The organism is Haloferax mediterranei ATCC 33500 (assembly GCF_000306765.2).
In the GTDB taxonomy this organism is placed as follows: domain Archaea; phylum Halobacteriota; class Halobacteria; order Halobacteriales; family Haloferacaceae; genus Haloferax; species Haloferax mediterranei.
In genome coordinates, this window is sequence record NC_017941.2 from 2772580 (window position 1) to 2797156 (window position 24577).

26 protein-coding genes and 1 tRNA gene are annotated in these 24577 nt (G+C 58.8%); 18 read left to right on the plus strand and 9 right to left on the minus strand.

Features of this window, described 5'->3' with window-relative positions:
• The first annotated feature begins 53 nt into the window (after positions 1 to 53).
• Both HFX_RS14045 and HFX_RS14050 read left to right on the plus strand, forming a co-directional pair.
• A complete protein-coding gene (locus tag HFX_RS14045) occupies positions 54 to 422 on the plus strand; it encodes a universal stress protein (protein ID WP_004059226.1) in 369 nt (122 codons plus the stop codon).
• On the plus strand, positions 419 to 967 hold the full coding sequence (locus HFX_RS14050; protein WP_004059224.1) for a GNAT family N-acetyltransferase: 549 nt from the start codon (positions 419 to 421) through the stop codon (positions 965 to 967). The genes HFX_RS14045 and HFX_RS14050 overlap by 4 nt, the downstream gene beginning before the upstream one ends.
• 8 nt (positions 968 to 975) lie before the next feature.
• Here HFX_RS14050 and HFX_RS14055 read toward each other — a convergent pair whose 3' ends face one another.
• Complete coding sequence (locus tag HFX_RS14055; RefSeq protein WP_004059223.1) at positions 976 to 1431, minus strand: universal stress protein; 456 nt, start codon at positions 1429 to 1431, stop codon at positions 976 to 978.
• A gap of 101 nt (positions 1432 to 1532) precedes the next feature.
• On the opposite strand from HFX_RS14055, the gene HFX_RS14060 reads away from it, so the two are divergent.
• Both HFX_RS14060 and HFX_RS14065 read left to right on the plus strand, forming a co-directional pair.
• On the plus strand, positions 1533 to 1994 hold the full coding sequence (locus tag HFX_RS14060; RefSeq protein ID WP_179955348.1) for a universal stress protein: 462 nt from the start codon (positions 1533 to 1535) through the stop codon (positions 1992 to 1994).
• 61 nt (positions 1995 to 2055) lie between these two features.
• On the plus strand, positions 2056 to 3324 hold the full coding sequence (locus HFX_RS14065; protein WP_004059221.1) for a DHH family phosphoesterase: 1269 nt from the start codon (positions 2056 to 2058) through the stop codon (positions 3322 to 3324).
• Positions 3325 to 3351: 27 nt separating this feature from the next.
• Here the strand turns inward: HFX_RS14065 and HFX_RS14070 are convergent, their stop codons facing one another.
• The 3 genes from HFX_RS14070 to HFX_RS14080 form a co-directional block, all read right to left on the minus strand.
• Positions 3352 to 3777, minus strand: coding sequence for a DUF5807 family protein (locus HFX_RS14070; RefSeq protein ID WP_004059220.1), 426 nt, complete (start codon positions 3775 to 3777; stop codon positions 3352 to 3354).
• 78 nt (positions 3778 to 3855) lie between these two features.
• The gene (locus HFX_RS14075) at positions 3856 to 4293 is read right to left on the minus strand and encodes a DUF7112 family protein (RefSeq protein ID WP_004059219.1); all 438 of its coding nucleotides are present in this window, start codon (positions 4291 to 4293) and stop codon (positions 3856 to 3858) included.
• A gap of 24 nt (positions 4294 to 4317) precedes the next feature.
• Complete coding sequence (locus HFX_RS14080; protein ID WP_004059217.1) at positions 4318 to 4719, minus strand: 30S ribosomal protein S6e; 402 nt, start codon at positions 4717 to 4719, stop codon at positions 4318 to 4320.
• A gap of 154 nt (positions 4720 to 4873) precedes the next feature.
• Here HFX_RS14080 and HFX_RS14085 point away from each other — a divergent pair, with 154 nt between their 5' ends.
• Complete coding sequence (locus HFX_RS14085) at positions 4874 to 5224, plus strand: rubrerythrin-like domain-containing protein (RefSeq protein ID WP_004059215.1); 351 nt, start codon at positions 4874 to 4876, stop codon at positions 5222 to 5224.
• A 1-nt stretch (position 5225) separates the two neighbouring features.
• On the opposite strand, the gene HFX_RS14090 is transcribed toward HFX_RS14085, so the two are convergent.
• Both HFX_RS14090 and HFX_RS14095 read right to left on the minus strand, forming a co-directional pair.
• Positions 5226 to 5795 (minus strand): high-potential iron-sulfur protein, encoded by a 570-nt coding sequence (locus HFX_RS14090; protein ID WP_004059213.1) that lies wholly within the window; start codon positions 5793 to 5795, stop codon positions 5226 to 5228.
• A 115-nt stretch (positions 5796 to 5910) separates the two neighbouring features.
• Complete coding sequence (locus HFX_RS14095) at positions 5911 to 7011, minus strand: aminopeptidase (RefSeq protein ID WP_004059211.1); 1101 nt, start codon at positions 7009 to 7011, stop codon at positions 5911 to 5913.
• A 119-nt stretch (positions 7012 to 7130) separates the two neighbouring features.
• On the opposite strand from HFX_RS14095, the gene gnd reads away from it, so the two are divergent.
• The 6 genes from gnd to HFX_RS14125 all read left to right on the plus strand — a co-directional run bounded on the left by gnd (position 7131) and on the right by HFX_RS14125 (position 12123).
• On the plus strand, positions 7131 to 8030 hold the full coding sequence (gnd, locus tag HFX_RS14100) for a phosphogluconate dehydrogenase (NAD(+)-dependent, decarboxylating) (protein ID WP_004059209.1): 900 nt from the start codon (positions 7131 to 7133) through the stop codon (positions 8028 to 8030).
• A gap of 181 nt (positions 8031 to 8211) precedes the next feature.
• Positions 8212 to 8796 carry a 2Fe-2S iron-sulfur cluster-binding protein gene (locus tag HFX_RS14105; RefSeq protein ID WP_004059207.1) on the plus strand — a complete coding sequence of 195 codons (585 nt, stop codon included), beginning with the start codon at positions 8212 to 8214 and terminating at the stop codon, positions 8794 to 8796.
• Positions 8797 to 9005: 209 nt separating this feature from the next.
• Complete coding sequence (locus tag HFX_RS14110; protein ID WP_320051492.1) at positions 9006 to 10472, plus strand: MATE family efflux transporter; 1467 nt, start codon at positions 9006 to 9008, stop codon at positions 10470 to 10472.
• A 61-nt stretch (positions 10473 to 10533) separates the two neighbouring features.
• Positions 10534 to 10606 (plus strand) — tRNA-Arg (locus HFX_RS14115).
• A gap of 391 nt (positions 10607 to 10997) precedes the next feature.
• Positions 10998 to 11612, plus strand: a complete 615-nt coding sequence (locus HFX_RS14120; RefSeq protein ID WP_004059203.1) for a DUF7437 domain-containing protein — start codon at positions 10998 to 11000, stop codon at positions 11610 to 11612.
• On the plus strand, positions 11602 to 12123 hold the full coding sequence (locus tag HFX_RS14125; protein ID WP_004059202.1) for a hypothetical protein: 522 nt from the start codon (positions 11602 to 11604) through the stop codon (positions 12121 to 12123). The genes HFX_RS14120 and HFX_RS14125 overlap by 11 nt, the downstream gene beginning before the upstream one ends.
• 238 nt (positions 12124 to 12361) lie before the next feature.
• On the opposite strand, the gene HFX_RS14130 is transcribed toward HFX_RS14125, so the two are convergent.
• Positions 12362 to 13696: a hypothetical protein gene (locus HFX_RS14130; RefSeq protein ID WP_004059201.1), complete on the minus strand. Its 1335-nt coding sequence runs from the start codon at positions 13694 to 13696 to the stop codon at positions 12362 to 12364.
• 49 nt (positions 13697 to 13745) lie between these two features.
• Positions 13746 to 14885 carry a Fic family protein gene (locus tag HFX_RS14135; protein WP_004059198.1) on the minus strand — a complete coding sequence of 380 codons (1140 nt, stop codon included), beginning with the start codon at positions 14883 to 14885 and terminating at the stop codon, positions 13746 to 13748.
• Positions 14886 to 15416: 531 nt separating this feature from the next.
• Between HFX_RS14135 and HFX_RS14140 the strand changes: the two genes are divergently transcribed.
• The 3 genes from HFX_RS14140 (at position 15417) to HFX_RS14150 (ending at position 17409) form a co-directional block, all read left to right on the plus strand.
• Positions 15417 to 16106, plus strand: a complete 690-nt coding sequence (locus tag HFX_RS14140) for a nucleotidyltransferase domain-containing protein (RefSeq protein ID WP_004059196.1) — start codon at positions 15417 to 15419, stop codon at positions 16104 to 16106.
• The gene (locus HFX_RS14145) at positions 16099 to 16584 is read left to right on the plus strand and encodes a hypothetical protein (protein ID WP_049917476.1); all 486 of its coding nucleotides are present in this window, start codon (positions 16099 to 16101) and stop codon (positions 16582 to 16584) included. Before HFX_RS14140 ends, HFX_RS14145 begins: the two co-directional genes overlap by 8 nt.
• A gap of 372 nt (positions 16585 to 16956) precedes the next feature.
• The gene (locus tag HFX_RS14150) at positions 16957 to 17409 is read left to right on the plus strand and encodes a hypothetical protein (protein WP_137685651.1); all 453 of its coding nucleotides are present in this window, start codon (positions 16957 to 16959) and stop codon (positions 17407 to 17409) included.
• A gap of 451 nt (positions 17410 to 17860) precedes the next feature.
• Here HFX_RS14150 and katG read toward each other — a convergent pair whose 3' ends face one another.
• On the minus strand, positions 17861 to 20005 hold the full coding sequence (gene katG, locus HFX_RS14155) for a catalase/peroxidase HPI (protein WP_004059193.1): 2145 nt from the start codon (positions 20003 to 20005) through the stop codon (positions 17861 to 17863).
• 550 nt (positions 20006 to 20555) lie between these two features.
• Between katG and HFX_RS14165 the strand changes: the two genes are divergently transcribed.
• The 4 genes from HFX_RS14165 to HFX_RS14180 all read left to right on the plus strand — a co-directional run bounded on the left by HFX_RS14165 (position 20556) and on the right by HFX_RS14180 (position 24573).
• Positions 20556 to 21254 (plus strand): DUF4013 domain-containing protein, encoded by a 699-nt coding sequence (locus tag HFX_RS14165; protein WP_179955349.1) that lies wholly within the window; start codon positions 20556 to 20558, stop codon positions 21252 to 21254.
• Positions 21255 to 21408: 154 nt separating this feature from the next.
• Positions 21409 to 21648 (plus strand): hypothetical protein, encoded by a 240-nt coding sequence (locus HFX_RS14170; protein ID WP_004059190.1) that lies wholly within the window; start codon positions 21409 to 21411, stop codon positions 21646 to 21648.
• Positions 21649 to 21842: 194 nt separating this feature from the next.
• Positions 21843 to 22496 (plus strand): helix-turn-helix domain-containing protein, encoded by a 654-nt coding sequence (locus HFX_RS14175; RefSeq protein ID WP_004059187.1) that lies wholly within the window; start codon positions 21843 to 21845, stop codon positions 22494 to 22496.
• 130 nt (positions 22497 to 22626) lie between these two features.
• Positions 22627 to 24573, plus strand: coding sequence for an ABC transporter substrate-binding protein (locus HFX_RS14180; RefSeq protein WP_004059185.1), 1947 nt, complete (start codon positions 22627 to 22629; stop codon positions 24571 to 24573).
• The last annotated feature ends 4 nt before the right edge of the window (positions 24574 to 24577 follow it).

The following is a 24577-nucleotide window of genomic DNA, read 5'->3' on the forward strand; positions in this document are numbered from 1 at the left end:
TCGGAAGGGGTTCCGGGCAAGGGTTTTCTACCACCACCGCGAGATTGGGAATCATGAAGGTACTGCTCGGAATCGGTGGCAGCGACGATTCCATCCGAGCGCTGGAGAAAACGGTCGAACGGGCGGCCAACGCTGGCGACGACCTCACCGTCGCTATCGTCGACAATCCGGCCGTCGAGCGCTCGCACGAGGATATCGAATCGAAGGTGGAGGAAGTACTCGACGAACGCGGCGTGGATGCGGCCGTTCGGCATCTCGACGGAGACCCCGGAAGCGCACTCGTGGACCTCGCCGAGAACGAAGGGTTCGAACAACTCGTCCTCGGCGGCGGTGAGACGAGTCCGATGGGCAAGATTCAGATTGGGAACATCGCGGAGTTCGTCCTCCTCAACTCCCACGTGACTGTGACCCTAGTACGATGAGCCCTCGAACGTACTCCAACGCCGTCGCCGACCCGTACGAGGCACCACCACTGTCGTTTGCCGACAAGGAAGACCGAATCATCGAGATTCGGGCCTACGACGGCACGGACGAGGAGTTAGAAGCGCTCGTCGAGATGTACGACGCGTTCGACCCCTCGGACCGAGCACAGGGAATCCCGCCGGGACGCGAGGACCGCATCCGCGACTGGTTGGACAACATCCTCGACGACGACTGTCTGAACGTCATCGCGTGGAACGGCGACGAAGTTGCCGGCCACGCGACGCTCGTTCCCGACGGCGACGCCTACGAACTCGCAATCTTCGTCCACCAGACGTACCAGCGCGCCGGTATCGGCACGCGACTCATCAAGGCGCTTCTGGGCCACGGCCGCGAGTCCGACGTCGAAAAGGTGTGGCTCACCGTCGAACGATGGAACCGTGCCGCGGTGGGTCTCTACAAGACTGTCGGGTTCGAGACGAGCGACACCGAGAGCTTCGAGTTAGAGATGACCATCCGTCTCACCGAACCGGGCGAAGACGCGTAACGAGTGACTTAGACCGAGAGAACGGGCTGGCTGGCGTAGAGAAGGACGTACTCGGCGGCCTTCGCGAGCACTTCGCCGGGGTCGCCGGAGACGGGTTCCCGCGGGACGACCACGAAGTCGGCGTCGAGTTCTTCGGCGGTATCGAGGACGACGCTTCCCGGATGTCGGAGTTTGCTCGTCGGCGAGAAGCCGTAGGCGACCGAAGTGGTGATAGAGACATCGGCATCGCGGGCGATATTCGAAACTGTATCAGTGACGACCTTACTGTCCTCGGCGACGGCATCTTGGTCGACGACGCCCTGCTCTATGGCACGGACAACGTCCTCGCCGAGGACGTGGACGGCGTGGACCGCGGCGTCGTATTCCGCCGCGATGGCGGTGGCGTACTCCGCCGCACGCGTCGCCTCCTCGCTTTGGTCAACCGGCACGAGAACGAGGTCAACAGAGAGCGGGCGCGGTGACATGTCCCCACCTCCGTTGGGGGACGACAAAAAAGTCACCCCACCATCCCGGTCTGTGGCCGGCCCAGATTGGTTTTATGACGCCGCACCGTGAACCCGTGGACATGTTCGACACCATCGTCATCGCCACCGACGGTTCGGCAAGCGTTCGCCGGGCGGTCCGCGTCGCCGTCGACCTCGCCGAGCGCTTCGACGCATCGGTTCACGCGCTGTACGTCGTCGACGCCGGAGACGTCGAGACGTCTCCGGAGCGACTCCGCGATGAGATGCGCGAGGCACTCCGCGAGCGCGGGGAGGAAGCAATAGCGGAAGTCCGGGCCGAGACTGACCGCGACGTAACCGTCGCCGTCCGTGAAGGTCGCCCTGCCGGCGAGATTTCGAACTACGCACGCGAGGTCGATGCCGACGTGGTCGCCATGGGAACCCGTGGGCGGCACGGCGAAAACCGCTTTCTCATCGGGAGCGTCGCGGAGCGAGTCGTCCGGACCTGTCCCGTACCGGTGCTGACGGTGCGACAACTCGAAGCGGGAACGACGGACTCACTGCTCGACGAAGAGACAGTCTGAGTCGCAAGGTGGGCAGGACGGAATCGGGAGGAGTTTTCCCCGTCGCGTCCGACTCACCTGTATGGACGACGAGCTTATCGACAGTTCTCAGCTTTCTCTCCCCCGAAAATCCGTTCTCCCGGGTGCCGGATTCTTCTACCCCGACTCGTTCGACGAAGAACGTGCCGAAGAACGCGCGAAAGAAAAACTCGAAGACGCCGCAGTTGCGGTCGTCACCGACACCGACGCCGACGGACTCGGCTGTGTCGCACTCGCTCGCGAGCGATACGACGCCGCCCTCGACGTAGAAGACTTCGAAGAACGAATCGAGGAGCGTCTGAGCGAAGACGAGGAAGCGGAGGACGAAGAAGCAGCCGAAGCCGACGACGAGGAAGAAGAACGCCCGAAATCGTCGGTCGCACTCGTCGGGTCGAGTCCGTATTCACTGGAAGACGACCTCCAGCGCGTTGCCGACTACGCGCCAGAGGGCATCGAAGTGTTCGTCTGTGACCTCTGTCCGGATAAATACGAGTACGTCGAAGAAGAACTCGAAGCCCTCGCCGAGATGGCGGGCGAGATTCACTGGTACGACCACCACCAGTGGAAGCCCGAGGTCGCCGAACAGGTCCGCGAGGCCGGTGTCGACCTCGTCGTCGGCGAATCCGACGAGGAGTGTTCGACCGACGTGACGCTTCGCGAACTCGACTACGACTTCGACGAGCGATTCGTCGAACTCGCAGCAGTCACCCGCGACCACGACCTCTGGCTGAACGAAGACCCGCGAAGTCAGGACCTCGCGGACTACGCCTACTGGACCTCGAAAGAGGAGTACGTCGCCATCGTTGGTGCGTACGGCGCAGACCTCCCGCCGGTCGTCGAGGAGTACATCGCCCACCGCCGCGTCGAAAAGGAGAATCTCATCGAGGCCGCCGTCGACCGGGCGGACACGAAGTCAGTCGGTGACTGGACGGTCGGCATCACCTACGGCCGCTGTTCACAGAACGAAGTCGCGGACGCGCTCCGCGAAGAAGGTGCTGACGCGGCGGTCATCGTCAAGCCCGCCGGAAGCGCGAGCATCCGCGGGTCTGAGGACTTCGAGCGGTGCCACGAAGTCGCCGACCTCGTCAACGGCGGTGGCCACCCGAAGGCCGCAGGGTGCAAGCCCGACATCTACGACGACATGCTCGACTACGCCCACCACTGGACGACGCAGGGAGCGACGACGAAGCGCGTCATTCTCAACGCCTTCGAGCGCGTCGCCGAGATGGCCGAGGCGGAAGCCGCCGAAGACGAAGCCGCCGATAGCGGCCAAGAGACCGACGGCAGCGACGACAGCGAAACGGAAGAATAGCGACGCGCTGCGGAAAATTCCGGTGCGTTATTCGTCGACGACCCAGCGGTCGGAGTACGTCGTCCCGCAGTTACACTTGGCGTAGGCGTGGATAACGTCGCCCTCCTCGTAGATTCCGCCGACGTCTTCGTTTTGTGCCTCGGCGAACGAGAAGATGAATTTCGCCTGGTGATTTTCGTCGGTGGCTGTGTCGGGACAGGTACCACCGCTCAGGTCGGCGGCGATATCGCCGTCGTTCCCCATGGCGGTCTGGGCGAACTCCATGGCATCCATGCCGGTTCCGGCCGCGAAGGCGCGTCGGCCGTCGTCACCGGGGACGACGAGAATGTAGCCGTTTTCGACTTCGACGCCCATGTTCGGGAGTTTACCCTGGCTGTCGAGGTACTCGTGGGTGAGAAAGAGCGCCACGTCGTCGAGGCGCTCGCCTGCGAGATACTCCGTTACCTTGCTCATACCCCGCCTAGGGGTGTCACGCCCTAAAAGCGGCGTGTATCCGCGTCGGGAGCGGCGTGCAAAATCGGCGGCCACCTGCTACTCGTCCGAGAGACCGAACTTTTCCGCGATGCTCGAAAGCGAGTCGTTCGGGCGCTCCGTGATTCGGTAGACGGTTCGGACGCCCGGCACGCGCAGGCCGTACTGATAACCGTCGTCGAGTTCGTCGAGTTCGACAGCGTCGCCGTCGCTGCGGTCGTTCTCGTGGCACCACTCGACGAGTCGGTTCTCGCCGTCGTTGGGAGTGCGCGCGAGTCGTTTGTTGTCGTACGCGCCGCGAATCACGAGGCCCGAGGCGTCGGCGGAGAGACGAGCGTGGTACGCGGTTCCATCGAGATGGAGGCGAACGAAGTCGCCGTCTTCGGCGATGACGTCATCGGGGACGCGCAGACAGGGACGACGAGTGCCGCCGCTGCGCGCGATGTTCGCGCGGAACGTCTGGACCGACGAATGGTCGGAGGGCAGTTGCTCTGGCACGGGAAAGAGAGAAGTGAGACGGCGTTATTCGTCCGCTTCTTCGTCGTCGCCTTCGCCGAAGGCGGCGGCGACGTCGCCCTCACCGGAGGCGACCTTCGCGTTGATCTGGACCGTTTCCTCGGAGATTTCGCGGCCACGGACGGTGACGCGCTTGCGCTCGCCGTCGCGGGCGGGCTTGTAGCCGATTCCGTCCTCGGCGAGGATTTCCTTGAGGTTACCGCCGGGGACGTCGGGGTGCATCGGGCGACCGGCCTTGTCGGAGCCACCCGTCAGTTCGAGCGTGAAGCCGTCGATACCGACAGCGGCGCCGTCGACCTCGTCACCGAGGTCGCGACCGAGGAATCGGTTTGCATCCTGTCCTTCGACGTCGACTTGGTAGGTCTCGCCGGAGTCGGGGTCGGCGACGACGACCATGAATTCTGCCATGCGCGGATGAAAACGGTCGCGGATAAAAAGTACGTCGAAAGCGCGTCTCGGGACCAGACCTGTCGAATCGGGGCGAAGCCGGCGAATTGGAGGCTATTTCGGCACAGTATGTGTTGTGATAAAGGTTAACTTTCGACACAGTATACTTGGAGATATGAGCGAGGACATCGACAAGCGAGAGCCGACAGACCTCGTCGAAGCGGAGTCGAGGGAGTTAGTCGGACCCGAGCCAACCGAGTTAGTCGAACGTCCACCCGAGGAGTTAGTCGGACCCAAGCCGACCGAACTGGTCGAGCGTCCGCCTGCGGAGTTGGTCGAGCGGCGTACTGAAGCATTAGTCGAGCGACGGACGGAGGCGTTAGTAAAGTCTGAACCGACGACGCTGGTCGAACGCTCGTGGTTCGAGTGTATCTCGTGCGGGTACCGCTCCGGGAAAGGAATTCACGAGCAGGTCTGTCCTCGATGCGGCGGGAACCTGAAACACATCGACGTGCCGGAGGGGTAACTCACATCGAATACGCATCTCCACCTTCCTCCTCGGTTTCTTCTCCTCCTTCGCCCGCGGTTTCAGTTTCAGTTTCCGTCTCCGTCTCTGTCTCCGTCGCCGTTTCCTCCTCCGGGATTGGCTCCCAGAGAGAACACCAGTCGTCGGCACCGATGTAGCCTTCGACCCTCGCACAGGCACCGAAGCCATCGCCGTTCTTGTCACGGATGAACTGCGCGCAGTTTCCACAGTTCTGGCCCTCCTGTGCCAGTTCTGCTTCGACGGCGTCGCTCGCCTCTTGGAATTTAACGTCTTCCTTAGGAAATAGTTCGTCGGTAACTCGCTCTTCGTCGGCCTGCGAAAGTGCAGTTCGGTACTCTTCGGGAACCGGTCCGTGCTCGAACTCCTCTTCTGAGACACCTTCCGGAAGCTCTTCTTCGTGCTCTTCTTCCTCTTCTGTCGTCGTGGTCGTCTCTGTTTCCGTCTCCGTCTCTTGTTCCCCATCACCACCAAGACAACCAGCAAAGCCGACTACCGTGCCACTCCCCGCTAGTTGGAGGAATCGTCGTCTCGTCCGGCCGAATCGTGTCATCCCATAGAAGGAGGTGACCGAGACACTTCAGTAAGTGCATAGCTACCAAGGGACAAATGTCAATCGAAAATGAGTGTCTCAAAATGTGGCGGATAACCAAGCGCCCACAGTCGTATCAGTCGTCGAATTCGTCCTCCCAGCGGAACGTCCCGTTTCGTTGGACGACTTCACCGTCGACTTCGATAAACGACTCTTCGCTCATGTCGGTAATCATGTCCACGTGAACGGCGGACTGGTTTCCGTCCTCACCTTCGGGAAGGCAGGACCCGTAGGCGCGGCCCACGGCGAGGTGGATGGTGTCTCCCATCTTCTCATCGAAGAGGATACTGTCGGTAAAGCGGTCGATGCCGCGGTTCATCCCGATACCGAGCTCGCCGAGTCGACGAGCGCCTTCATCGGTGTCGAGGATACCAGCGAGCGCGTCCTCGCCCGCGCCCGCGGAGAAGTCGATGACTTCGCCGTCCTCGAACGTGAGGTGAACGTTTTCGACGCGCTGACCCTCCAGCGTCATCGGCACGTCGAAGTACACCTCGCCCTCGACCGCGTCTTCGACGGGGGCGGTGAACACTTCGCCGGACGGGAGATTGTGCGAGTCGTAGACGACGGACGCGGCGGAGTTGACCGCGGTGCGACCCTCAATAGACATCGTGAGGTCGGTGTCCTCCTTGACGATACGGACTTCCGACCCGGCATCGAGAATTTCCTTCATGTTCGCCATCTCGTCGGCGAGTTCCTCCCAATCGCGGAGAATCGCGTCGTAGACGAAGTCGGCGTACTCTTCGAAGGACATGCCGGCCTGCTGTGCCAGCGCACGGGTTGGGTGAACCGTCGACACCCAGTCGGTGTCCATGCGAGCCTCACGAACCTCGTTCGTGGCGCGGCCGTAGGCCTGTCGCGTCTCGGTGGGAACGTCGGCGGTCGCAGCCGTGTTGCGCGTCCCGCTGAGGAAGAGCACCGAATCGGCGGCCTCGTAGAGGACCAGCTCGTGTTCGGGGAGTTCGAAGTCACCCTCGTGCGCGCGGAGATACGCCCGCTGTACTTCCTCGGAGTTGTAGGTCGTGACGACGTTCGCACCGCGTTCACCGAGTGCTTCCGCGACGGCCACCGCGAGGTCGTGTGCACCTTCTCCGACCGAGACGACGACATCGTCTCCGGCCTCGATTTGTGCGCTCCAATCGACGAGCACCGCGGCGTGTTCGTGAATACGTTCGTCCATACGCGATACTCGTACGGTTCGATAAAAACGTCGGCGTCTGTCGTCGCCGACAGAAACACTGTCCGCGGACAACGCGCCAAACCACAACCACTACCTCCCCCCGCAGACGACTCCGACCCATGCAACTAGGCGTCATCGGCCTCGGCCGGATGGGACGCATCGTAGTCGACCGAGTGCTCGATGCCGGGCACGAGGTCGTCGCGTTCGACCTCTCCGAAGAGGCAGTCGCAGCAGCAGCCGACGCGGGTGCCGAACCCGCAGACAGCGTCGCCGACCTCGCCGACCGACTCGGCGACGACAAGCGAATCTGGCTCATGGTCCCCGCGGGTGACGCGGTGGACGCAACTCTCGACGACCTCGACCCCCACCTCGACGGGGACGACGTTGTCGTCGACGGCGGTAACTCCCACTTCGAGAAGTCGGTCCGTCGCGCCGAGGCGTGTTCCGCTGCGTATCTCGACTGTGGAACCTCGGGCGGTCCCGCCGGGGCCGAACTCGGCTTCTCGCTCATGATTGGCGGCCCGCAGTGGGCGTACGACGAGATGACGCCCGTCTTCGACGCGGTCGCAACCGGTCCCGCCGGTCACGACCGAATGGGCGAGGCAGGCTCCGGCCATTACGTGAAGATGGTTCACAACGGCGTCGAGTACGCGCTGATGCAGGCCTACGGCGAAGGCTTCGAACTGCTCGCCGAGGGTCGCTACGACCTCGACCTCGAAGCGGTCGCCCGTACGTGGAACAACGGCGCGGTCATCCGCTCGTGGCTCCTCGAACTCTGCGAAGAGGCGTTCCGCGAGGAAGGGACCGACCTCGGCGACGTTGACGACCACATCGCCGGTGGCTCGACGGGTACGTGGACGGTTCAGGAAGCACTCGAACAGGAAGTTCCCGTTCCGCTCATCTACCAGTCGCTCGCCGAGCGCTTCGGCTCCCGCGCCGACGACCGGTTCTCGCGACGACTCGCGAACCGACTTCGCTACGGTTTCGGCCGCCACGAAGTCGCCCGGAAAGACGAATAACCGGCGAGTCGCTCACGACGGTGACGTTCGGCAGTTCGAGCCGCTCACCCGGACACAAACGAAAAACACCCCTCGATATTTTGGGAATCTCTCGAACATACCGTCTGCACCGTGAAATCAGCCGCCCGAGGCCGCCGCCATAATCACAATTTCCTTAACCCCTCCCTCCATATCCGCCCTTATGGCAGTCATCAGTCTGGTGGGTGTCGGGGCCGGATTGGTCCTGGTACTCCTCGCCGTCGCCCTGCACTTCTCGAAGGGCACCGGCTGGGAGCCGACCGCCGACATCACGCAGGAGGTCCTCGAGCGCCGTGCGGCGACCGTCGCAGAGACCGACTTCCCCGAGCCGATGAACCGCTCTATCGGTGGCGGTGCCGTCGCTGGCGCAGTCGCCGGTGGCGAAGAAGGTGCCGAACTCGAAGGCGAGGAAGCGGCGGAAGAAGAACAGAGTCCCGCCGACATGCCCGAAGACGAAGTCGAGTACTTCGAAGTCGAATTCGTCAAGCAGGGCGAGACTATCGAACTGGCGAGCAACGAGACGGTGCTCGACCAGGGTGAAGACGCCGGGATGGACCTCCCGTATGCGTGCCGTCAGGGTCAGTGTGTCTCCTGTGCAGGGAAGATTACCGACGGTCCCGCAGACGAGTACGTGACTCACTTCAAACAGGAAACCCTCTCCGGTGAGGAGATGGACAAAGGGTACACCCTGACGTGTGTGGCCTACCCGAAGGCCGATTTCGCCATCGAGACCGGCGAAGCACCGTAACGACGCGAACCCACCATACTTTTCTCGCGACTTCTGCCGAGCCGTGACTCGGGGCGATAACGTGAATGCGGCACGCTATCGTAGCGTTTGCAAGTCAGTGCACACTCGGTCAACCGCTGTCGTGCGATTGGATGTGTCACCAGTTGCAAACGCTACTATAGGACACCTATCGACGCTTTGAAACGCATGCCACGTGTCTCACATGTTCAGTGTCTGTCCCCGAAGGAGGTTCACTAACCGAAGGTGACCTCAAACGTCCGATGTTCGAACTCGCGTGGCCGATTATCGTCACCGAACTCCTCCAGGTGGCGTACAACCTCGCCGACACCGTCTGGCTCGGTCGCCTCTCGACCGACGCAGTGGCCGCGATTAGCCTCGCGTTTCCCCTGATATTTCTCCTCATCTCCGTCGGCGGTGGGTTCACCGTCGCCGGAAGCACTCTCGTTGCGCAGTGCACCGGCGCGAAAAGCGAAGGTTCCGCCGGAACTGTCGCCGGACAAACGCTCACGTTCATCACCATCATCGCCATCGTCGTCGGACTCATCGGCTTCTTTGCCACCGACGCGATGCTCGGCATCCTCCCGAGTTCACCGGCTACCGCTGGGCAGGTCATCCCACTCGCCAGCGCCTACATGCGTGTGTTCTTCCTCGGATTGCCGTTCCTCTTCGGCTTTTTCGTCTTCTCCGCGCTCATGCGCGGCTACGGCAACACCCGCGCCCCGATGGTCGTGATGTTCATTAGCGTCCTCATCAACGTCATTATCGACCCGATTTTCATCTTCGGCTTCGAATCGAACCCGCTTTTCGGCATGCTCGGGCTGGAAGGACTCGAAGCCAGTCTCTTTGCCGCGACCAGCTTTCTTGGCTACGATGTCGCCGGTGCCGCCTACGCAACAGTCCTCTCGCGGGCGGTCGCGACCGTCATCGGCATCTACGTCATTTTCGGGACGAGCGCCGGTCCCGACGTGCAGCTCTCGGACTTCTGGCCGCAGTTTCGGTACATCAAGCAAATCGTCTCCATCGGCGTTCCGAGCGCCGCCGAACAGTCGGCGACCGCTCTCGGGTTTATCACGCTCACCGCGATGGTGGTTACCTTCAAGCCGGAAGTCGTCGCTGCGTTCGGTCTCGGAAACCGCCTTACGTCGCTCGTTTTTCTCCCAGCGCTCGGTCTCGGTCGAGCGACCAACACCATCGTCGGGCAGAACCTCGGCGCGCAAAAACCGGAACGGGCCGAGAGTGCCGTCTGGCTCGCCGCCAAGGTCGGCGCGAGCGTCATGGTCGTTACCGGCGTCCTCGCTTATCTGTTGGCCGAACCCGTCGTCTCGTTCTTCCTCCCGACAGGGACGGAATCGGCCACACAGACCATCGACCTCGGCGTCCAATACGTCCGCATTCGGGCGTTCGAGTTCGGGTTTATCGGTGTCTTGCAGGTCGTCCTCGGGGCTTACCGCGGTGCGGGTAACACGAAGACCGCACTCGGGTTTTCGCTGTTCGCGCTCTGGTTGGGCCGCGTCCCCATCGTCTACCTGCTGTCGTTCCAATTCGGGTTCGCCGAAACGGGTATCTGGCTCGGGATGGCAGTTGGGCAGATTCTCGGCGCGATTGCTGCGACAGCGTGGTTCACACGTGGTACGTGGAAACAGAGTGTAATCAGCGCGGAGCCGAGCGTAACGTAATCGACCGCCATCGGCGCTTCCACAACGGTTTTACGTCGGTATCGTGTACCTCTCTTCGCTGGGGCCCGTAGCTCAGTGGACAGAGTGCTTGGTTCCGGACCAAGATGTCGCGGGTTCAAATCCCGTCGGGTCCGCTTTTGTGACGAACATTCTCGCGAGCACCGCGTAGCGTGTGCTCGGCCCACTGTGAGGAACAAGCGGCCCCCGGGATTTGAACACGAACAGTCGCATGCCCGCACAGCGACCGAAGGGAGCGAGCAGGAACGTCTGTGAATGGGTTCAAATCCCGTCGGGTCCGTTCGCTTCGCTCACTCTCCCGACGACTTCCCACTCGCTTCCGCTCGCGTGAGTCCCGTCGGGTCCGTATAGTTCTGGAACGCTTTAGAACCAAAGAGCGAGCGCTGTAGCTCTCGAATCGCGCATTTCCTCGCCGACAGAGTCCGTCACGTAGCGTGACGAACTCGCACTCCAGAGGACTAGTACCAGCAGCACAAATCTAAAATACATAGATTTCGTACTTTGAGTATGCCCACCCTCTCTGACCGTGGAGACGCCCCACTACTCGACGACGACGCACCACAGTCGTTCGACGATCTCGACGGGCTACTCGCAGCCACGACGTTGCTACAGCACCCACGCCTCGCCCGCGAGTACGTCTACCTCTGCTACTACGGGCCTGCAACCATCCAGGACCTCATCGACGAACTGGACCTCGCTCGTGCAACGGCCTACGACGATGTCGAACGACTCGAACAACTCGGCGTCGTCGACCGCGACGAGAGTACGCGACCACATCATCTCACCGCGGAACCGTTCGCGTTCGTCGATGGCCGCGAAGTCGCAATCACCCCGACGCTGCTCCACGCAGTCGCTCTCACAGAGTTCGACGACGACGCCGAGTACTTCCACAACCGGTACGGCGTTGGACGACTCGTGAGAGCGGTCCGAGCAGCAGCAGAATACTACGCCGGGAAGCTCACCCAACGGGTGGCGGCCAACGAGATGGACGTCAAGCCAGTCGAAGGGATGGCCATCATCTATGCAGTCCAACCCGTCTTGGAGGCTGGCCGAGAACACGACCCATACTTTAGGCAGCTAATCTCACCTGACCCTGACGAACTGGAGTTCGATGGGGAGTAGTGACCTCGACTCGGACGACTTCGTCCTCGCAGATACGAACCTCTTCGTCGCCGTGGGTGGCCCAGAGAATTCGAAGTTCCAGAAACTTCGGAAGTTCGCCGCACGGCATCAGATAACCTTGCAGGTTCCCCAGCGTGTTGTCGAGGAACTGAGCACGATGCACGTCGCTGACCGGGTAGAAACAGCCATCGAGGAAGGGTGGGCTACCAAAATCAACCCACCATCGCCGAACGATTCCGATGCAGTCGCAGCGATGGACTACGTTCGAAGAGAGATTGCCCTAAAGTCCGGGAAGGATGAGCACCAAGTCGAGAAAGCAGATACCGTATTCGCCGGGTTAGCAATCGAGTTTCTTCGAAGCGGTCATCCACGAATCGTCGTTCTCACTGACGACAAGATTGCAGCGGCAGCGATAGAGGGTGCGGTCGAACAGCAGGGGTACGGCGAATCGATTCTCGTGCTTCGTCGTAGTGACATCATGGACGACGGTGGCGACGTCCGAGTGATTTGAGGGCGGAGTGAACCAAATCGCCAGACTGCGCGCCGATTAACACAATTCCGTCACAGCCGATGACGCATTCCCGTCGGGTCCGTTCGCTTCTAATCGACAGACTGTGACGACTTGGGGTGTCCGTATGACGAACTCGCGTAGATTTCGTTCGTCGAGAAGGAACGATACCTATCGAACCGGACCACATCAAGATACTCTACCCCGACTCTTCGAAGACGAACGGGCCTGTGCGCCCGGGTTATTCACCCATCTTCCATTCACAGACCTTGTTCGCACGTTCCGTTACAGGCCATTTCACTCGACAAGCTATCTCGTCAACACTCGTGTTCTTCGGAACGTCGAAGTAGAGGACACCATTCGTCGTTTCTCCGGGGGTGAGCTCACGCGAGCCACGGAAGTATGGCATCTCGACCGGTTCACGCAGTCCACGTGCGAACCCACGGTTCGAATTTGAATCGACAAACCCGTTCCCTTCGACTTCGAACCAGTCCTTGTCAGGTTCTGAGATAGTCGAATCCGTCGGGTTCCACGCGGTTATCTCGAAGACAGCGAACGAACGCCTGTCGATAGAGTGGTTCTCAAAGCCACCTCCGTTTTCGTCGACCCAAACCGTATCACTGACGGTCGGTTTGCTTACCCGAAGTTTGACACCATTCGGTAGCTCGTGAGAGCTTCCAAACTGTGCCTTCGTGGGAACGACGTGAGTCGTTTTCTCGAACGCAGGAGGCACTGCAATCGTCACGTCTTGAACCCCTTTTGCTGGGACCGTTTTTTCGATTGTTACCGTCTCACCAGGCTCGACTGTAGTATCGAGTACGCCGCCCAGTGCATTCGGCTCGGTGCTCCGTACGACAGAGAACCGTTGGTTGAACAATCCAGCACTCCCACCTGTGTTCGTCACCGACACCGAGAACTCTATGGGGTCACCGTTGACGTGTTCTTCCGGGACGTCGAGAGACGTGATTTTCATGTCTGGAAGCGAACTCGGGTCAACCGTTCCATCCCAATACGCTTCCAAAGTCGACGACTGTGAATCGGAGAGCGAAATACGGAAATCCGTCGAGTCAGCCGGGACCTCGAAGAAAACCCAGCCCAGTGCGGTGACGTTAGGATGGGCGTCTTCGACTGTGTCATAAAGTGTCCCACCGAGCGGGAACGACAGCGTTGGTTCCCCACCCGGTTTCCCCTTCGGCTTGAGAGGTTTGTACTGGCTCCCACCGGTGATGAGTGCCAGAGAGTCACGGGAAGGGAGGTCGACGACCGATTTACCTGTATTCGCTGACCGGACGTCAGTTAAGATCAAAGCGTTACCCGGATCTGGGCTAATTGTGGTTCCGTCGACCAACCGCGCTGTTCCGGTGAACCGAGCGGATGCAACCACAATGGTGGCACCATCGGACCGTAAGTACGACTCTCCGACCGGGCGTTGTACTGGTCCACTCGTCTCAGTCGTCGTCTCGGAGGGACGAGATGTGTCCTCCCCAGACGATGCAACGGCCGAATCAGACTTCGTCGTCGTACAACCAGCAGTCGATGCGAGTGCGAGCGAGGTGAGGAACGTTCGGCGGTTCATAAACCGGGATGGTCCCGGTTTATGACTTAAACCTTCGCGCCGAAGCGACCTACTCGAACACGTCGAACACTTCGACCGCCTTGTACTCTTGACCCCACTCAGCCCCGGTGACTTCCTCGATGAGTCCAGCGTCTTCGAGGTTCTCGATGACGTTGTAGGCTGTCCCGCGGGATACGTCGAGTTCCCGGACGATGTCGTTCGCTGTGAAGTACGGAACTTCGAGTAATTTGCGGGCAAACCTGTCTGTGGACGTACTCCCGGCGTAGTCAGTCACGTACTTCGTCTGCAACTCCTTGAGCGCCCACGTACGGTCGTACGACTCGGCGGCCTGCGACCGGAGTGCTTCGAGGAAGAAGTCGATCCACTCCAACCACTCGCCCTGTTCACTCACGGCACGCATCTTCTCGACGTACTCGACCTTGTGCCGGTTGAAGTAAGCACTCGGGTAGATGTACGAGCTCTCGATGTATCCTTGGTCGATCAGGTAGAGAATGATGATGAGTCGGCCGAGACGACCGTTCCCGTCTGAAAACGGGTGAACCGTCTCGAAGAAGTAGTGGATAATCGCGGCGTCGACGAGTGGGTGGTACTCGCCATCCATCGCGACGTACTCGACGAGCGACGACATGAGACGGTCGAGCGACGACGCTGACGGAGGAATGAACGGGTCTTTGGCTGGGTTCGGGCTATTGAGCCGGACCATATGGTCGCGGAACTCCCCGACGACGTCGCCCTCGTTACGGACACCGTCGAGGAGCATCTCGTGGAGATGTTTGAGCAGGTCGAGTGTGAGTTCGCCACCGTCTTCGACGTGCTCGATACCATACAGGAGCGCGTCCTCGTAGTTCAGGGCCTCCCGCAAGTCCTTGCTTTGCGGCTCGGCGCTGTCTTCGTGTTTCGTGTGGAACGCGGCGACATCCTGATAATTGACCTCTGCACCCTCGATTCGAGCAGATTCGACCGCCTCGATTCGGATGAGTGTCGTGTACAGGACGGCAGCAAAATCCACTGTCGAACTGATGCCATCGACGCGACCAATCTGGTATGCTGCGTCGGCGACGAGCTGGTGGGTCTGGTTGGGGATTTCGATTTTCGGCTCCGGAGGAAGCGAATCTGGTGAGTAATACGGACGCGGATGGTAGTCGACGTACTTCCCTGGGGCCTCCTTCGGGAGCTTTTTCCTCCGCATTTCTAAGCAGTACAGGGCACCATCATGTATAACTACTCATATACCAATTGAACAAGATAGAAAGTGAAACGCAGCATATACAGAACAATCCGTGATATTTGGAATAGCAGTCATTGGGACCACAGCTTGTGAATTTGCTATTTAAATTGTTGAACAAGTGTTAGTGTACGAGTCACCCTTGTCTAATAGCAAGGAGACGATTTAACAACGAACCGTCCCAGCCGAGTGAACGTCAAATGCCGACGTTCAGATTTCGAACGAAATGAATCGAAAAAGACAGTCTACTGACCATGTTGAAAATGAGCTATACAGGCCCTCAGTCACCTAAAATCACGACCCCGTTCGACACCCGAACGAAAGCCCGTCGGGCCCGTCGGGCCCGTCGACCTTCTAACCGCATGACTGCGGTGACTTGAGCTATCCGTATGACGAACTGCCGTAGATTTCGTTCGACTACGTATTCGCATTCGCCACCAGAGGGTACAGCAAACGGGCCAACGCTTATTATATCTCGTTTCACAGGGTCAGATAGTGTCCGACGAAGCGAAACAACATATAAAGGTTTGCCTTCCCGTCACCCCCGGTGACGACTCAAAGATATTCAGGCTCCACGCGGCCGACGACGTGCTTCGACTGCTCGTCGACGCTCACCAGTCGGAGTTCACACTGAAAGAACTATCCGAGATAACCGACCGGAGTCGGTCGACAGTTTGGCGGGCAGTCGAGTTCCTTGACGGACTCGGTGTCGTACGGGTACGAGAGACGACACAGCGAAAGTACGTCTCTATCGACCCCGCACACCTCCAGAAAGACGACCCGATACTCGGCATCGAACAGACCGAGTACCACGCTCCAGTTCGTGCGTTTGTAGAGAACGTCGAGACGGCGGTCGAGAACTCGGACGAAGTCGACCAGCTACTCGGTATTCTCGTATTCGGGAGCGTCGCTCGCGGTGAGGCCGACCGGAAGAGCGACGTCGACGTGTTCGTCCTCGTCGACGGCGACCGAACGACCGCCCGCCGCGTGGTCTCGAACGTAGCCGGAGAACTCGGTGAAGAACGATTCGACGGCGACCGGTACACGTTCGAACCGTTCGTCGAGAGCGAGGAGAGTGCGCTCCGAGCAGGCGAAAAGCTACGAGAGATATTCCGAGAGGGAGTCACCGTCTACGGCGGCGACGAGTTCCAACGAATCCGGACGGAGGTGATGAGTGGTGAGTAGCACCCGAATCGAGACGTTGGTCGATGAGGTGCGAGCCGCCTTCGACTATCGGCCCGACGAAATCGAAGAAGGTCTAGAGACGAAAGAGGCGGACGTCCTCCAGCTCCGAAAGTCATGTCGACTACTCGCGGGCGCAGAGACGCTGCTGGAACAAGGGTTCTACACGTTGGTCATCGAGGCGTCGTTCGTCGCCATCGAGCGCGTCGTCGAGTTCAAACTCCTCGAAGGTGGCGTCGAACCGCGAGATCTTCCCGGAACGCACCCCGGCGTGTACACGGAAGCGGCGAGACGTGGAATTCTGTCGGGGCACGTCGCCGACAGCCTCCAAGACCTCTGGCGGAATCATCGTGCCAAGACGTACTATCAAGATGGACTCGCGGCGAGAGAGCGCGCAGAGAAGCTGTACGAACTCGCGTCGGAGACCCACGAGTACGTCATCAATCAGTCGGCGAAGAAACACGAGTGCATCTGCGAATGAAGTCGTGCAGTAGGTGAATGGACTGTTCCAATCTTGAATAGTATCGATTACCCACTAATCGGCAGACAGCGCTCCGATTAAAACAACTCTGTCACGGTACGAAGAACCGTTTAGTTTTACTCGCAGAAACGCCTGATTCCGGGGAAAAGTCCGGGGGACCCGTTCACTTTCACTCCCCGTACGAGCAAGCGTATTATCACACATCGGGTGGTCGCCCAACTAAGAGGTGTTTTGGTTTTCGCTCGGTAAGCTATCTACCCCTCACAGAAGTCATTCAGTCAATAACTTCATATACTTAAAATATCACGGGATGATATGGGACTGATAAATAAGATTCTCACGAAATATTTTGTACGTGGATTAGTACTGTCGGTGATTGGGGCCCTTCTCGCCGTCTTCGGATTAGTGTTCGGATTCCATGTCGGTGATATGGCTCTGGAGATGGTCAGTACAAGCGAAGCAACCATTGAGAGAATCCCCGAATCGACTGTACAGTCCGGGACACGACAACTTATAGGCCTTATGATAGCATCGGTCATCTTTATATTATTGAACTCAGTTCTTAGTCAGATTCCCATCGTGGGTTCATTCACCGGGTTCAATAGCTCAATTTCTGAGGCGCTATTCGAGACCGCGAAGTCAGTAGTACTCGTCGCCATTCCGCTAACAATCGTTTTAATTGTTTCTACAATCACCATTTGTGATCTGATGTATAAGGGTGGAGAAATCTCCCGCAAGATGCGGAATACAACCATATTCAGTACTATGACAATTTTCCCGATGGTGATGTTCTACCAAGTCGGTGTGGAGAGACTTACTATGTGAACTTGGCACTCAGACGAAGCTAACCGGAGAGATACACGGTACATGGAACCTCTGAGGGAGCTCAAGTTCTGTCCCTCTAAGTCAATCGATAGCTATAATCTACCGCTCAGTGCTGAATATGCGCCCTGCATTCAGTACGGCTTCGACAAACTGTCACCGTCTGAGGGTTTCAACAGGGGCCATCCGTTTTTATCCAGGCGTTCCCGAGGATGCGTCAAGCAAATATATCCACCTTCTGTCCGTCCCACACTCGACACAATCGTAATTGTGGATGCCTTCCCACCTACTCGTTCGTTCCCATCGCTTCGACTCTGTTGAAAAGATCAGCGGAAAACGTCACACACCACTACGTTCGGCACCGCTTCACGACTCGTTTACGAGACCGGACTGGAAACCGTGGCCCCACTCAATCGAGCGGTCGCACACGAGCACCAGTCCAGATACGCGCAGCTTATTCGAGGTCGAAGCGGTCGAGGGTCATCACTTTGTGCCACGTCTCTACGAAGTCGTGCACAAATTTCTCCTCGCCGTCAGCAGCTCCGTAGACTTCCGCGACGGTACGAAGTCGGGCGTTCGACCCGAAGATGAGGTCGAACCTGGACCCTTTCCACTGGACTTCGCCCGTCTCACGGTCGCGTAGCTCGAACATGTCCTCGGAGTCCGAGACCGGTTCCCACTCGTAGTCCATGTCGAGCAGGTTCACGAAGAAGTCGTTAGTCAGCGTCTCCGGCTCGTCGGTGAAGACGCCGAGATCGGAGCCCTGGTAGTTCGCGTCCAGCGCCCGCATCCCGCCGACAAGGACCGTCATCTCTTCGACCGTCAGGTTCAGCAGTTCCGCCTTGTCCACCAGCAGTTCTTCGGGCTTCTCGTCGACACCGCTCTCGATGTAGTTCCGGAACCCGTCGGCTTTCGGCTTGAGTGCCTCGAACGACTCGACGTCGGTCTGTTCCTGCGTGGCGTCCGTCCGTCCGGGCTCGAACGGAATTTCCACGTCGTACCCGGCGTCTGCCGCCGCCTTCTCGACGGCCGCGTTACCGCCCAGCACGATCAGGTCGGCGAGCGAGACTCTGGTCTCATCAGACTGCGAACTGTTGAACTCGTCCTGAATACCTTCGAGCGTCTCCAATACCGTCTCAAGCTCTTCCGGCTCGTTCACTTCCCAGCTCCGCTGCGGTTCGAGACGGATGCGCGCGCCGTTTGCGCCGCCGCGCTTGTCGCTGTCGCGGTACGTCGATGCCGACGCCCACGCGGTCTTGACCAGTTGAGAGACGGAGAGGTCCGAACCGAGAATCTCTTCCTTGAGTTCGGCGGCCGCTTCGTCGTCGATGAGGTCGTAGTCTGCGTCCGGCAGGGGGTCCTGCCACAGCATTACTTCGTCCGGGACTTCGGGGCCGAGGAACCGCTCCGGCGGGCCCATGTCGCGGTGAATAAGCTTGTACCAGGCCTTTGCGAAGCACTCCTGGAACTCGTCGGGGTTCTCCTGGAAGCGCTCGAGAACCTCCCGGAAGTCCGGGTCTCGCTTCAGGGCGATGTCCGTCGTTAACATCATCACGTCTTCCTTCTCCGACGGGTCCTCGACACCGGGTGCAGCGTCGTCTAACTCGCCGCCCTGTGTGGTCCACTGCCAGGCACCGCCGGGACCCTGCTCAGGCCACCATTTGTACTCGAGCAAGTTGTCGATGTAACCCATGTCCCACTGAGTCGGTGTGGTGTTCCACGGGCCCTCGATCCCGCTGGTAATCGTGTCGGGACCTTTGCCGGAGCCGTACTCGTTCTCCCAACCGAGACCCTGCAGGTCGATCGGAGCTGCTTCGGGCTCGGGTCCGAGGTTGTCGCCGGAGTCAGCACCGTGGACCTTCCCGAAGGTGTGGCCACCAGCGATGAGGGCGACAGTCTCCTCGTCGTTCATCGCCATTCGGCTGAACGCCTGTCGGATGTTCTTCGCGGAGCCCTCGACGTCCGGCTCGCCGTTCGGACCTTCCGGATTCACGTAGATGAGGCCCATCACGGTGTTGCCGAGCGGTTCCTTGAGGTCGCCCTCCTCGTCGAAGCGGTCGGAGGAAGTCTTCTCCCACTCGTCCTCCGGACCCCAATCGACTGCCTTATCGGGCACGTAGTCGTCTTCGCGGCCGCCGGCGAAGCCGAACGTCTCGAAGCCCATCGACTCCAGCGCGACGTTTCCGGCCAAGACAATCAGGTCACCCCACGAGAGCTTGCGGCCGTACTTCTGCTTGACCGACCAGAGCAGGCGACGAGCCTTGTCGAGGTTCACGTTGTCCGGCCAACTGCTGATCGGTGGGAGGCGCTGTCGACCACCGGCCGCACCGCCGCGGCCGTCAACGGTGCGGTACGTGCCCGCGCTGTGCCACGCCATCCGAATGAAGAGCGGCCCGTAGTGACCGTAGTCGGCCGGCCACCAGTCTTGCGAGGTCGTCATTACCTCTTCGATATCCGCCTTCACGGCTTCGAAGTCGAGTGTTTCGAACTCCTCGGCGTAGTCGAACTCCTCGCCCATCGGATCGGTCTGACGAGCGTTCTGGTCGAGAATCTCCAATTTCAACTGATTCGGCCACCAGTCTTGGTCGGACCAATTCATGCTCGAGTGATTGTCGCTTTTTCCTGATAAAATTGTCTAATCCGAAATGAACACTTCACCGTAGACCAAGCAATCTTTTGAATTCGGGAACTTTTGTCAGTGTAGATTCGCACCCGTCAGCACGACCTCAGAAAACTGTCACCGTCCAAATACTTCAACAGGATTACCTCTCCCTGTTCAATCGTGAGTTTCAGAAGTCGTCTCTGAAACAACCTACCCAGAATCTCTGTTGGAATCTGCGTCACGAGTTTCGTAGCCTTGTGGTTGGTCTCGGTCGATTCTGGGAGGTAATACTGGAAATGAACGGGCCCCAAGTTCGGGATGGTCGTCGTCACGGTGTCATCCGGAATTGAACCTTCGGAAGTGACACACATCACTCTGTACTCAAACCGGTTCATGACGGACAGCCGATGGTGTTAACGCTGTTTTTTGCTATAACACATCAATAGGTAGTTAGAATATGAAAAACATGATAGAATTGTTTTTCAGATAATATTGAATTATAATATACCGAATACTTAACTGGTGTGAAAATAGAAACCAGGGACGTATGCTTGAAGACGGTATTTCTTACCCCTTAGAAGGGGATAACGCGCTTGGTCGTATCGTAATTGGCTCTCTCCTAGTGCTCGGGAGTTTCCTCATCATCCCGATGTTCCTCTTATTCGGCTATCTTGTCCGTGTTCTCGGAGCGACTGCCAGTGGTGACCCAGAGCCACCAGCATTCGACGACTGGGGTGGGATGGCTGTAGACGGCGTGAAAGGCTTTGTCGTCACACTCGTATACGGATTCGTTCCGTTCGCCCTCATCGCAGTCAGTTTCGGAATCGGAATGGGGGGTGCAGGGACCGGTAACGACGCCGCTGCAGGAATTCTCGGCGGTATCGGTGCGCTTGGGATGCTCGTGAGCTTCGTCGCACTGTTCGTCCTCTACTACCTCGTCCCGGCCGCACTCACAAACATGGCTGTCGAAGGGGACTTCGGCGCTGCATTCGACTTCAGCCGTCTCAAAGACATTCTGCTGAGTGTCGATTACCTCGTCGCATGGCTCATTCCATTCCTCATTGCATTCGTCGCTCAGGCCGTGACCAGCCTCCTTGTAACCGTCACGTTCGGGCTCGGATTCATCCTCGTCCCCACGATTCAGTTCTACACGAACGTTGCCGTGTTCTACATGTTCGGACGAGCCTTCGGGAAAGTCACCGGTGTCGGCGCGCCTCAACAGTCGGCTACGACTGGGGTCGCGTAATCAGTTCACCTTCGAAGAATCACTCACAGCGGATTATTTTACGACAAGTCTGAGGTCGGACAGCGTGTTACTGGCGGGTGTGTCTGGAAGGGTGAAAAAGACTCACAATCCTAGACGTACAGGCAGTTATCCGAGTGCAGACCCAACTACGAGTATGAGAGAATATGAGGCGGTCTTCGAGATAGATTCAAAGGGTGATTCGTATGCTGTCCGACGTGTCTTAGAGCAAGTGTACGACACGATTCGAGAAGAGTCACGAAGCGTCCGAGAGGGGTCAGACGATGCAAGTGCGCTTCTCGAAGAGTTCAAAACACTTCGAGATGCAGCGAGGGACCCAGCGGAAGGAAAACTGACGATTACCTACAAACAGTACGACGACGAAGTCGACGACTGAAGTCAAAATACTGAGGGAGTTCTCTGAGAGGGAGTAAGTGGAAGATATAGTGAAGCATCAAATATCTGAATTATACTGTGGCTCGGAGGAAAATGAGGTGAGCGTGAAGCCTATATACGCAAGGTCCAGTTCTCCCAAGCAAGGGGGAAACTGATATTCTTCGTGTAGAATTCAAAACAATTCCGACGGGGGTGATGGAGAAAATCGATGCACGGATAGACGACGTGCGGAGCATCGAGCTTGACAATGCCTTCTACGTGGAAGACGGAACATGGATTGAATCACTTACCGTGTCGTCGGGGACGGATTTCGACCCGGCCACACTTATCGAGGACATTTCGGGAGTTTCGCTCTTCTACACACAGGAAATCCCAACTGGGCCGACAAACCTCACTATCCGCCGGCTTACCATTCTCGCAAACGAGTCGTATCCATTCATACTTGGGCTGGTTCTTCGGAACGAAGCGATTCCGAACCGGATTCTCCTCCAACGCGATACGTTCCAGGTCGTCATTACGGTTCGAAACTGGGACCGGTTCCGTGACCTGGCCGATAATATTCAAGAGACGCTCGGTGCATTCGAACTATTAAGTGTCAACCAAATTGACGAACCGGGAGAACCACTGGATAGTGGACGACTAACCGAAGTTCTGGTGACGAAACTCCCCGAGGAACAACTCGCAATTCTCGAAACGGCCTACAACAGGGGATACTTCGAAGTTCCGCGTGAAGCAAGTGCAACGGATATCGCCGAGGAGTTCGACATCGCCCAATCGACGATGAGCGAACGATTGCGAACTGCGGAACGAAACCTGCTCGAGATTATCTACGGACCACGCGAATCATAATCGGGCGCAACCCGAGCGATTCTCCGAAGTTACGAGCGAAATATATCTGACCCTATATAAAGAATGAAGCCTATCATTCGCCATCGGGGGTATCCTGAATGTATAATGGTTAAATTGGGTATGCTGTAGCATGGCATCAAGCAACCATGACGAACGAACGGATGCAAGCGAGCAGGAGTTCTCCCGACGACGATACCTTGTAGGGGCTGCAAGCGTCGTTGGCGCGGCTACGCTCGCGGGGTGTAGTGGCACTGGGGATGGCTCAGGCGACGATTCAACACCGGGTACCAGTGTCGAAGAACAGGAACCGCAGGTCCCCGAGGGAACGCCGGAGGTCGTCGAAACTCAGTACTGGCACGACTGGGAGACCATCGATGCGGCCAACCCACCGCTCGACTACAGTGCGGCGGCGGCGGCGGGCTTAGACCCTCTCCCCGTCGAGTTTTCCAGCGAAGACGACCCGTGGATGCGCGAGCACGCGCTGATGGTAAAGCGGGCTGCCAACAGTCTGGGCCTCGCTGTCGAACTCAACGACCGCCCACTCAACCAGCTGTACGCCCAAAGTTGGGAGACTCCCGGCCTGGAGGCAATCGTCTCGATGAGCACCCACGGGCCGGACCCCCAGCGGGGCCTCGACCCGAATCCCTTGTTGATGCGGCGTCACAAGGACAGCCTCTCCAACTACGACAATTACTTCCATCCAAAACTCAACGACCTCCTCGACCGACAGCGGAAGGTCACGGGTGACAACGAAAAGCGCCAAGAACTCGTAAGTCAGGCACAACAGCTCTTCGCCGAGGACGTCGGTGGACTCATCACCCTCTTTCCGGACGTCATCACGGCAGTCAATACGAACAAGTGGAGCGGCTACGTCAAGACGCCGGGTAACGGTCCGACGGGGGATTCCTTCCGGTGGACGGAAGTCAACCTCCAGCCCGAAACCGACCAGACGACGTACGTCAAGGGCGTCACGACGTCGATGAACTCACTGAACCTGCCGTGGGCGGCAGGTGGCGCTGAAGAAAAGCGCCTGACGTTCGTCTACGACGGACTCTTCGATGCAACACCCGACTTAGAAGTCGTTCCTGCGCTCGCGACGGATGCGAAGTTCACCGACGACACGACCGTAGAGATGAGCCTCCGCGAGGGCGTCACGTGGCACGACGGAGAGCCGTTTACCGCAGAAGACGTCAAGTTCACTGTCGAACTCTACAAAGAACAGTCCTCGACGAGTCAGGTGCCGTTTTACGAACCCGTCGAAAGCGTCGAGGTACTCGGCGAGCACTCGGTCCGATTCAACCTCTCGACGCCCGACGCGGCGTTCATGACGCAGCGAGTCGTCCGCAGCGTCATCCTCCCCAAACACAAGTGGGAGAACGTCGACAACCCATCTCAGCACAACCCGCAGACGCCGGTTGGGACGGGTCCTTTCAAGGTGGAAAAATGGGAGCAAGGAACGCGATTCGAGGTGTCGCGGAACGACGACCACTGGCTGTTCGACGACGACGTGCGCGGCGAATACCTCGGCGACCAGACTGCGACTGGTCCCGGCATCGAGCGGATTATCTGGATCAACGTCGGCAACGTCGACTCCCTCATCGGCGCGCTTCAACAGGGGAAAGTCGACGCCATCGGAACGACGCTCTCGAACACGCAGGCGAACCGCGCTTCGTCCACGAGCGGTATCGAGAAGTCCGTCACGGAGAACTTCGCGCCGCTCGATACGAAACTGAATTTCTCCTGTCCGCTCATCCGCGACAAGGAGTTCCGCGTTGCCTTCGCCAAAGCAGTCGACGAGGAGAGCTTCGTTGAATCCGTTCTCGAGGGAAGAGCAACAGTTCCGAACGGCGAGAACCCGATTTCGCCGATTACGCAGTGGCACGAACCGGATACGAAGAAGTACGAAAACGACGTCGAGGGAGCGAAAGCCATCCTCCGCAAGGCCGGGTACACCTGGGACTCAAACGACAACATCCGGTTCCCCAACGGGGAAGCATGGGCTGCGTTCGTCGAGCGAGTTCAAAACGGAAATACCCATAAACGCCGGTCTGAGCTCGGTCAGCCAGACTTCTCGTGAGCGA

What these genes read in the sequence shown, in the direction of transcription:
- HFX_RS14045 (WP_004059226.1), top strand. Translation starts at nt 54, where the DNA reads ATGAAGGTACTGCTCGGAATCGGTGGCAGCGACGATTCCATCCGAGCG.
- HFX_RS14050 (WP_004059224.1), top strand. Translation starts at nt 419, where the DNA reads ATGAGCCCTCGAACGTACTCCAACGCCGTCGCCGACCCGTACGAGGCA.
- HFX_RS14055 (WP_004059223.1), bottom strand. Translation starts at nt 1,431, where the DNA reads ATGTCACCGCGCCCGCTCTCTGTTGACCTCGTTCTCGTGCCGGTTGAC.
- HFX_RS14060 (WP_179955348.1), top strand. Translation starts at nt 1,533, where the DNA reads ATGTTCGACACCATCGTCATCGCCACCGACGGTTCGGCAAGCGTTCGC.
- HFX_RS14065 (WP_004059221.1), top strand. Translation starts at nt 2,056, where the DNA reads ATGGACGACGAGCTTATCGACAGTTCTCAGCTTTCTCTCCCCCGAAAA.
- HFX_RS14070 (WP_004059220.1), bottom strand. Translation starts at nt 3,777, where the DNA reads ATGAGCAAGGTAACGGAGTATCTCGCAGGCGAGCGCCTCGACGACGTG.
- HFX_RS14080 (WP_004059217.1), bottom strand. Translation starts at nt 4,719, where the DNA reads ATGGCAGAATTCATGGTCGTCGTCGCCGACCCCGACTCCGGCGAGACC.
- HFX_RS14085 (WP_004059215.1), top strand. Translation starts at nt 4,874, where the DNA reads ATGAGCGAGGACATCGACAAGCGAGAGCCGACAGACCTCGTCGAAGCG.
- HFX_RS14090 (WP_004059213.1), bottom strand. Translation starts at nt 5,795, where the DNA reads ATGACACGATTCGGCCGGACGAGACGACGATTCCTCCAACTAGCGGGG.
- HFX_RS14095 (WP_004059211.1), bottom strand. Translation starts at nt 7,011, where the DNA reads ATGGACGAACGTATTCACGAACACGCCGCGGTGCTCGTCGATTGGAGC.
- gnd (WP_004059209.1), top strand. Translation starts at nt 7,131, where the DNA reads ATGCAACTAGGCGTCATCGGCCTCGGCCGGATGGGACGCATCGTAGTC.
- HFX_RS14105 (WP_004059207.1), top strand. Translation starts at nt 8,212, where the DNA reads ATGGCAGTCATCAGTCTGGTGGGTGTCGGGGCCGGATTGGTCCTGGTA.
- HFX_RS14120 (WP_004059203.1), top strand. Translation starts at nt 10,998, where the DNA reads ATGCCCACCCTCTCTGACCGTGGAGACGCCCCACTACTCGACGACGAC.
- HFX_RS14125 (WP_004059202.1), top strand. Translation starts at nt 11,602, where the DNA reads ATGGGGAGTAGTGACCTCGACTCGGACGACTTCGTCCTCGCAGATACG.
- HFX_RS14130 (WP_004059201.1), bottom strand. Translation starts at nt 13,696, where the DNA reads ATGAACCGCCGAACGTTCCTCACCTCGCTCGCACTCGCATCGACTGCT.
- HFX_RS14135 (WP_004059198.1), bottom strand. Translation starts at nt 14,885, where the DNA reads ATGCGGAGGAAAAAGCTCCCGAAGGAGGCCCCAGGGAAGTACGTCGAC.
- katG (WP_004059193.1), bottom strand. Translation starts at nt 20,005, where the DNA reads ATGAATTGGTCCGACCAAGACTGGTGGCCGAATCAGTTGAAATTGGAG.
- HFX_RS14165 (WP_179955349.1), top strand. Translation starts at nt 20,556, where the DNA reads ATGCTTGAAGACGGTATTTCTTACCCCTTAGAAGGGGATAACGCGCTT.
- HFX_RS14170 (WP_004059190.1), top strand. Translation starts at nt 21,409, where the DNA reads ATGAGAGAATATGAGGCGGTCTTCGAGATAGATTCAAAGGGTGATTCG.
- HFX_RS14175 (WP_004059187.1), top strand. Translation starts at nt 21,843, where the DNA reads ATGGAGAAAATCGATGCACGGATAGACGACGTGCGGAGCATCGAGCTT.
- HFX_RS14180 (WP_004059185.1), top strand. Translation starts at nt 22,627, where the DNA reads ATGGCATCAAGCAACCATGACGAACGAACGGATGCAAGCGAGCAGGAG.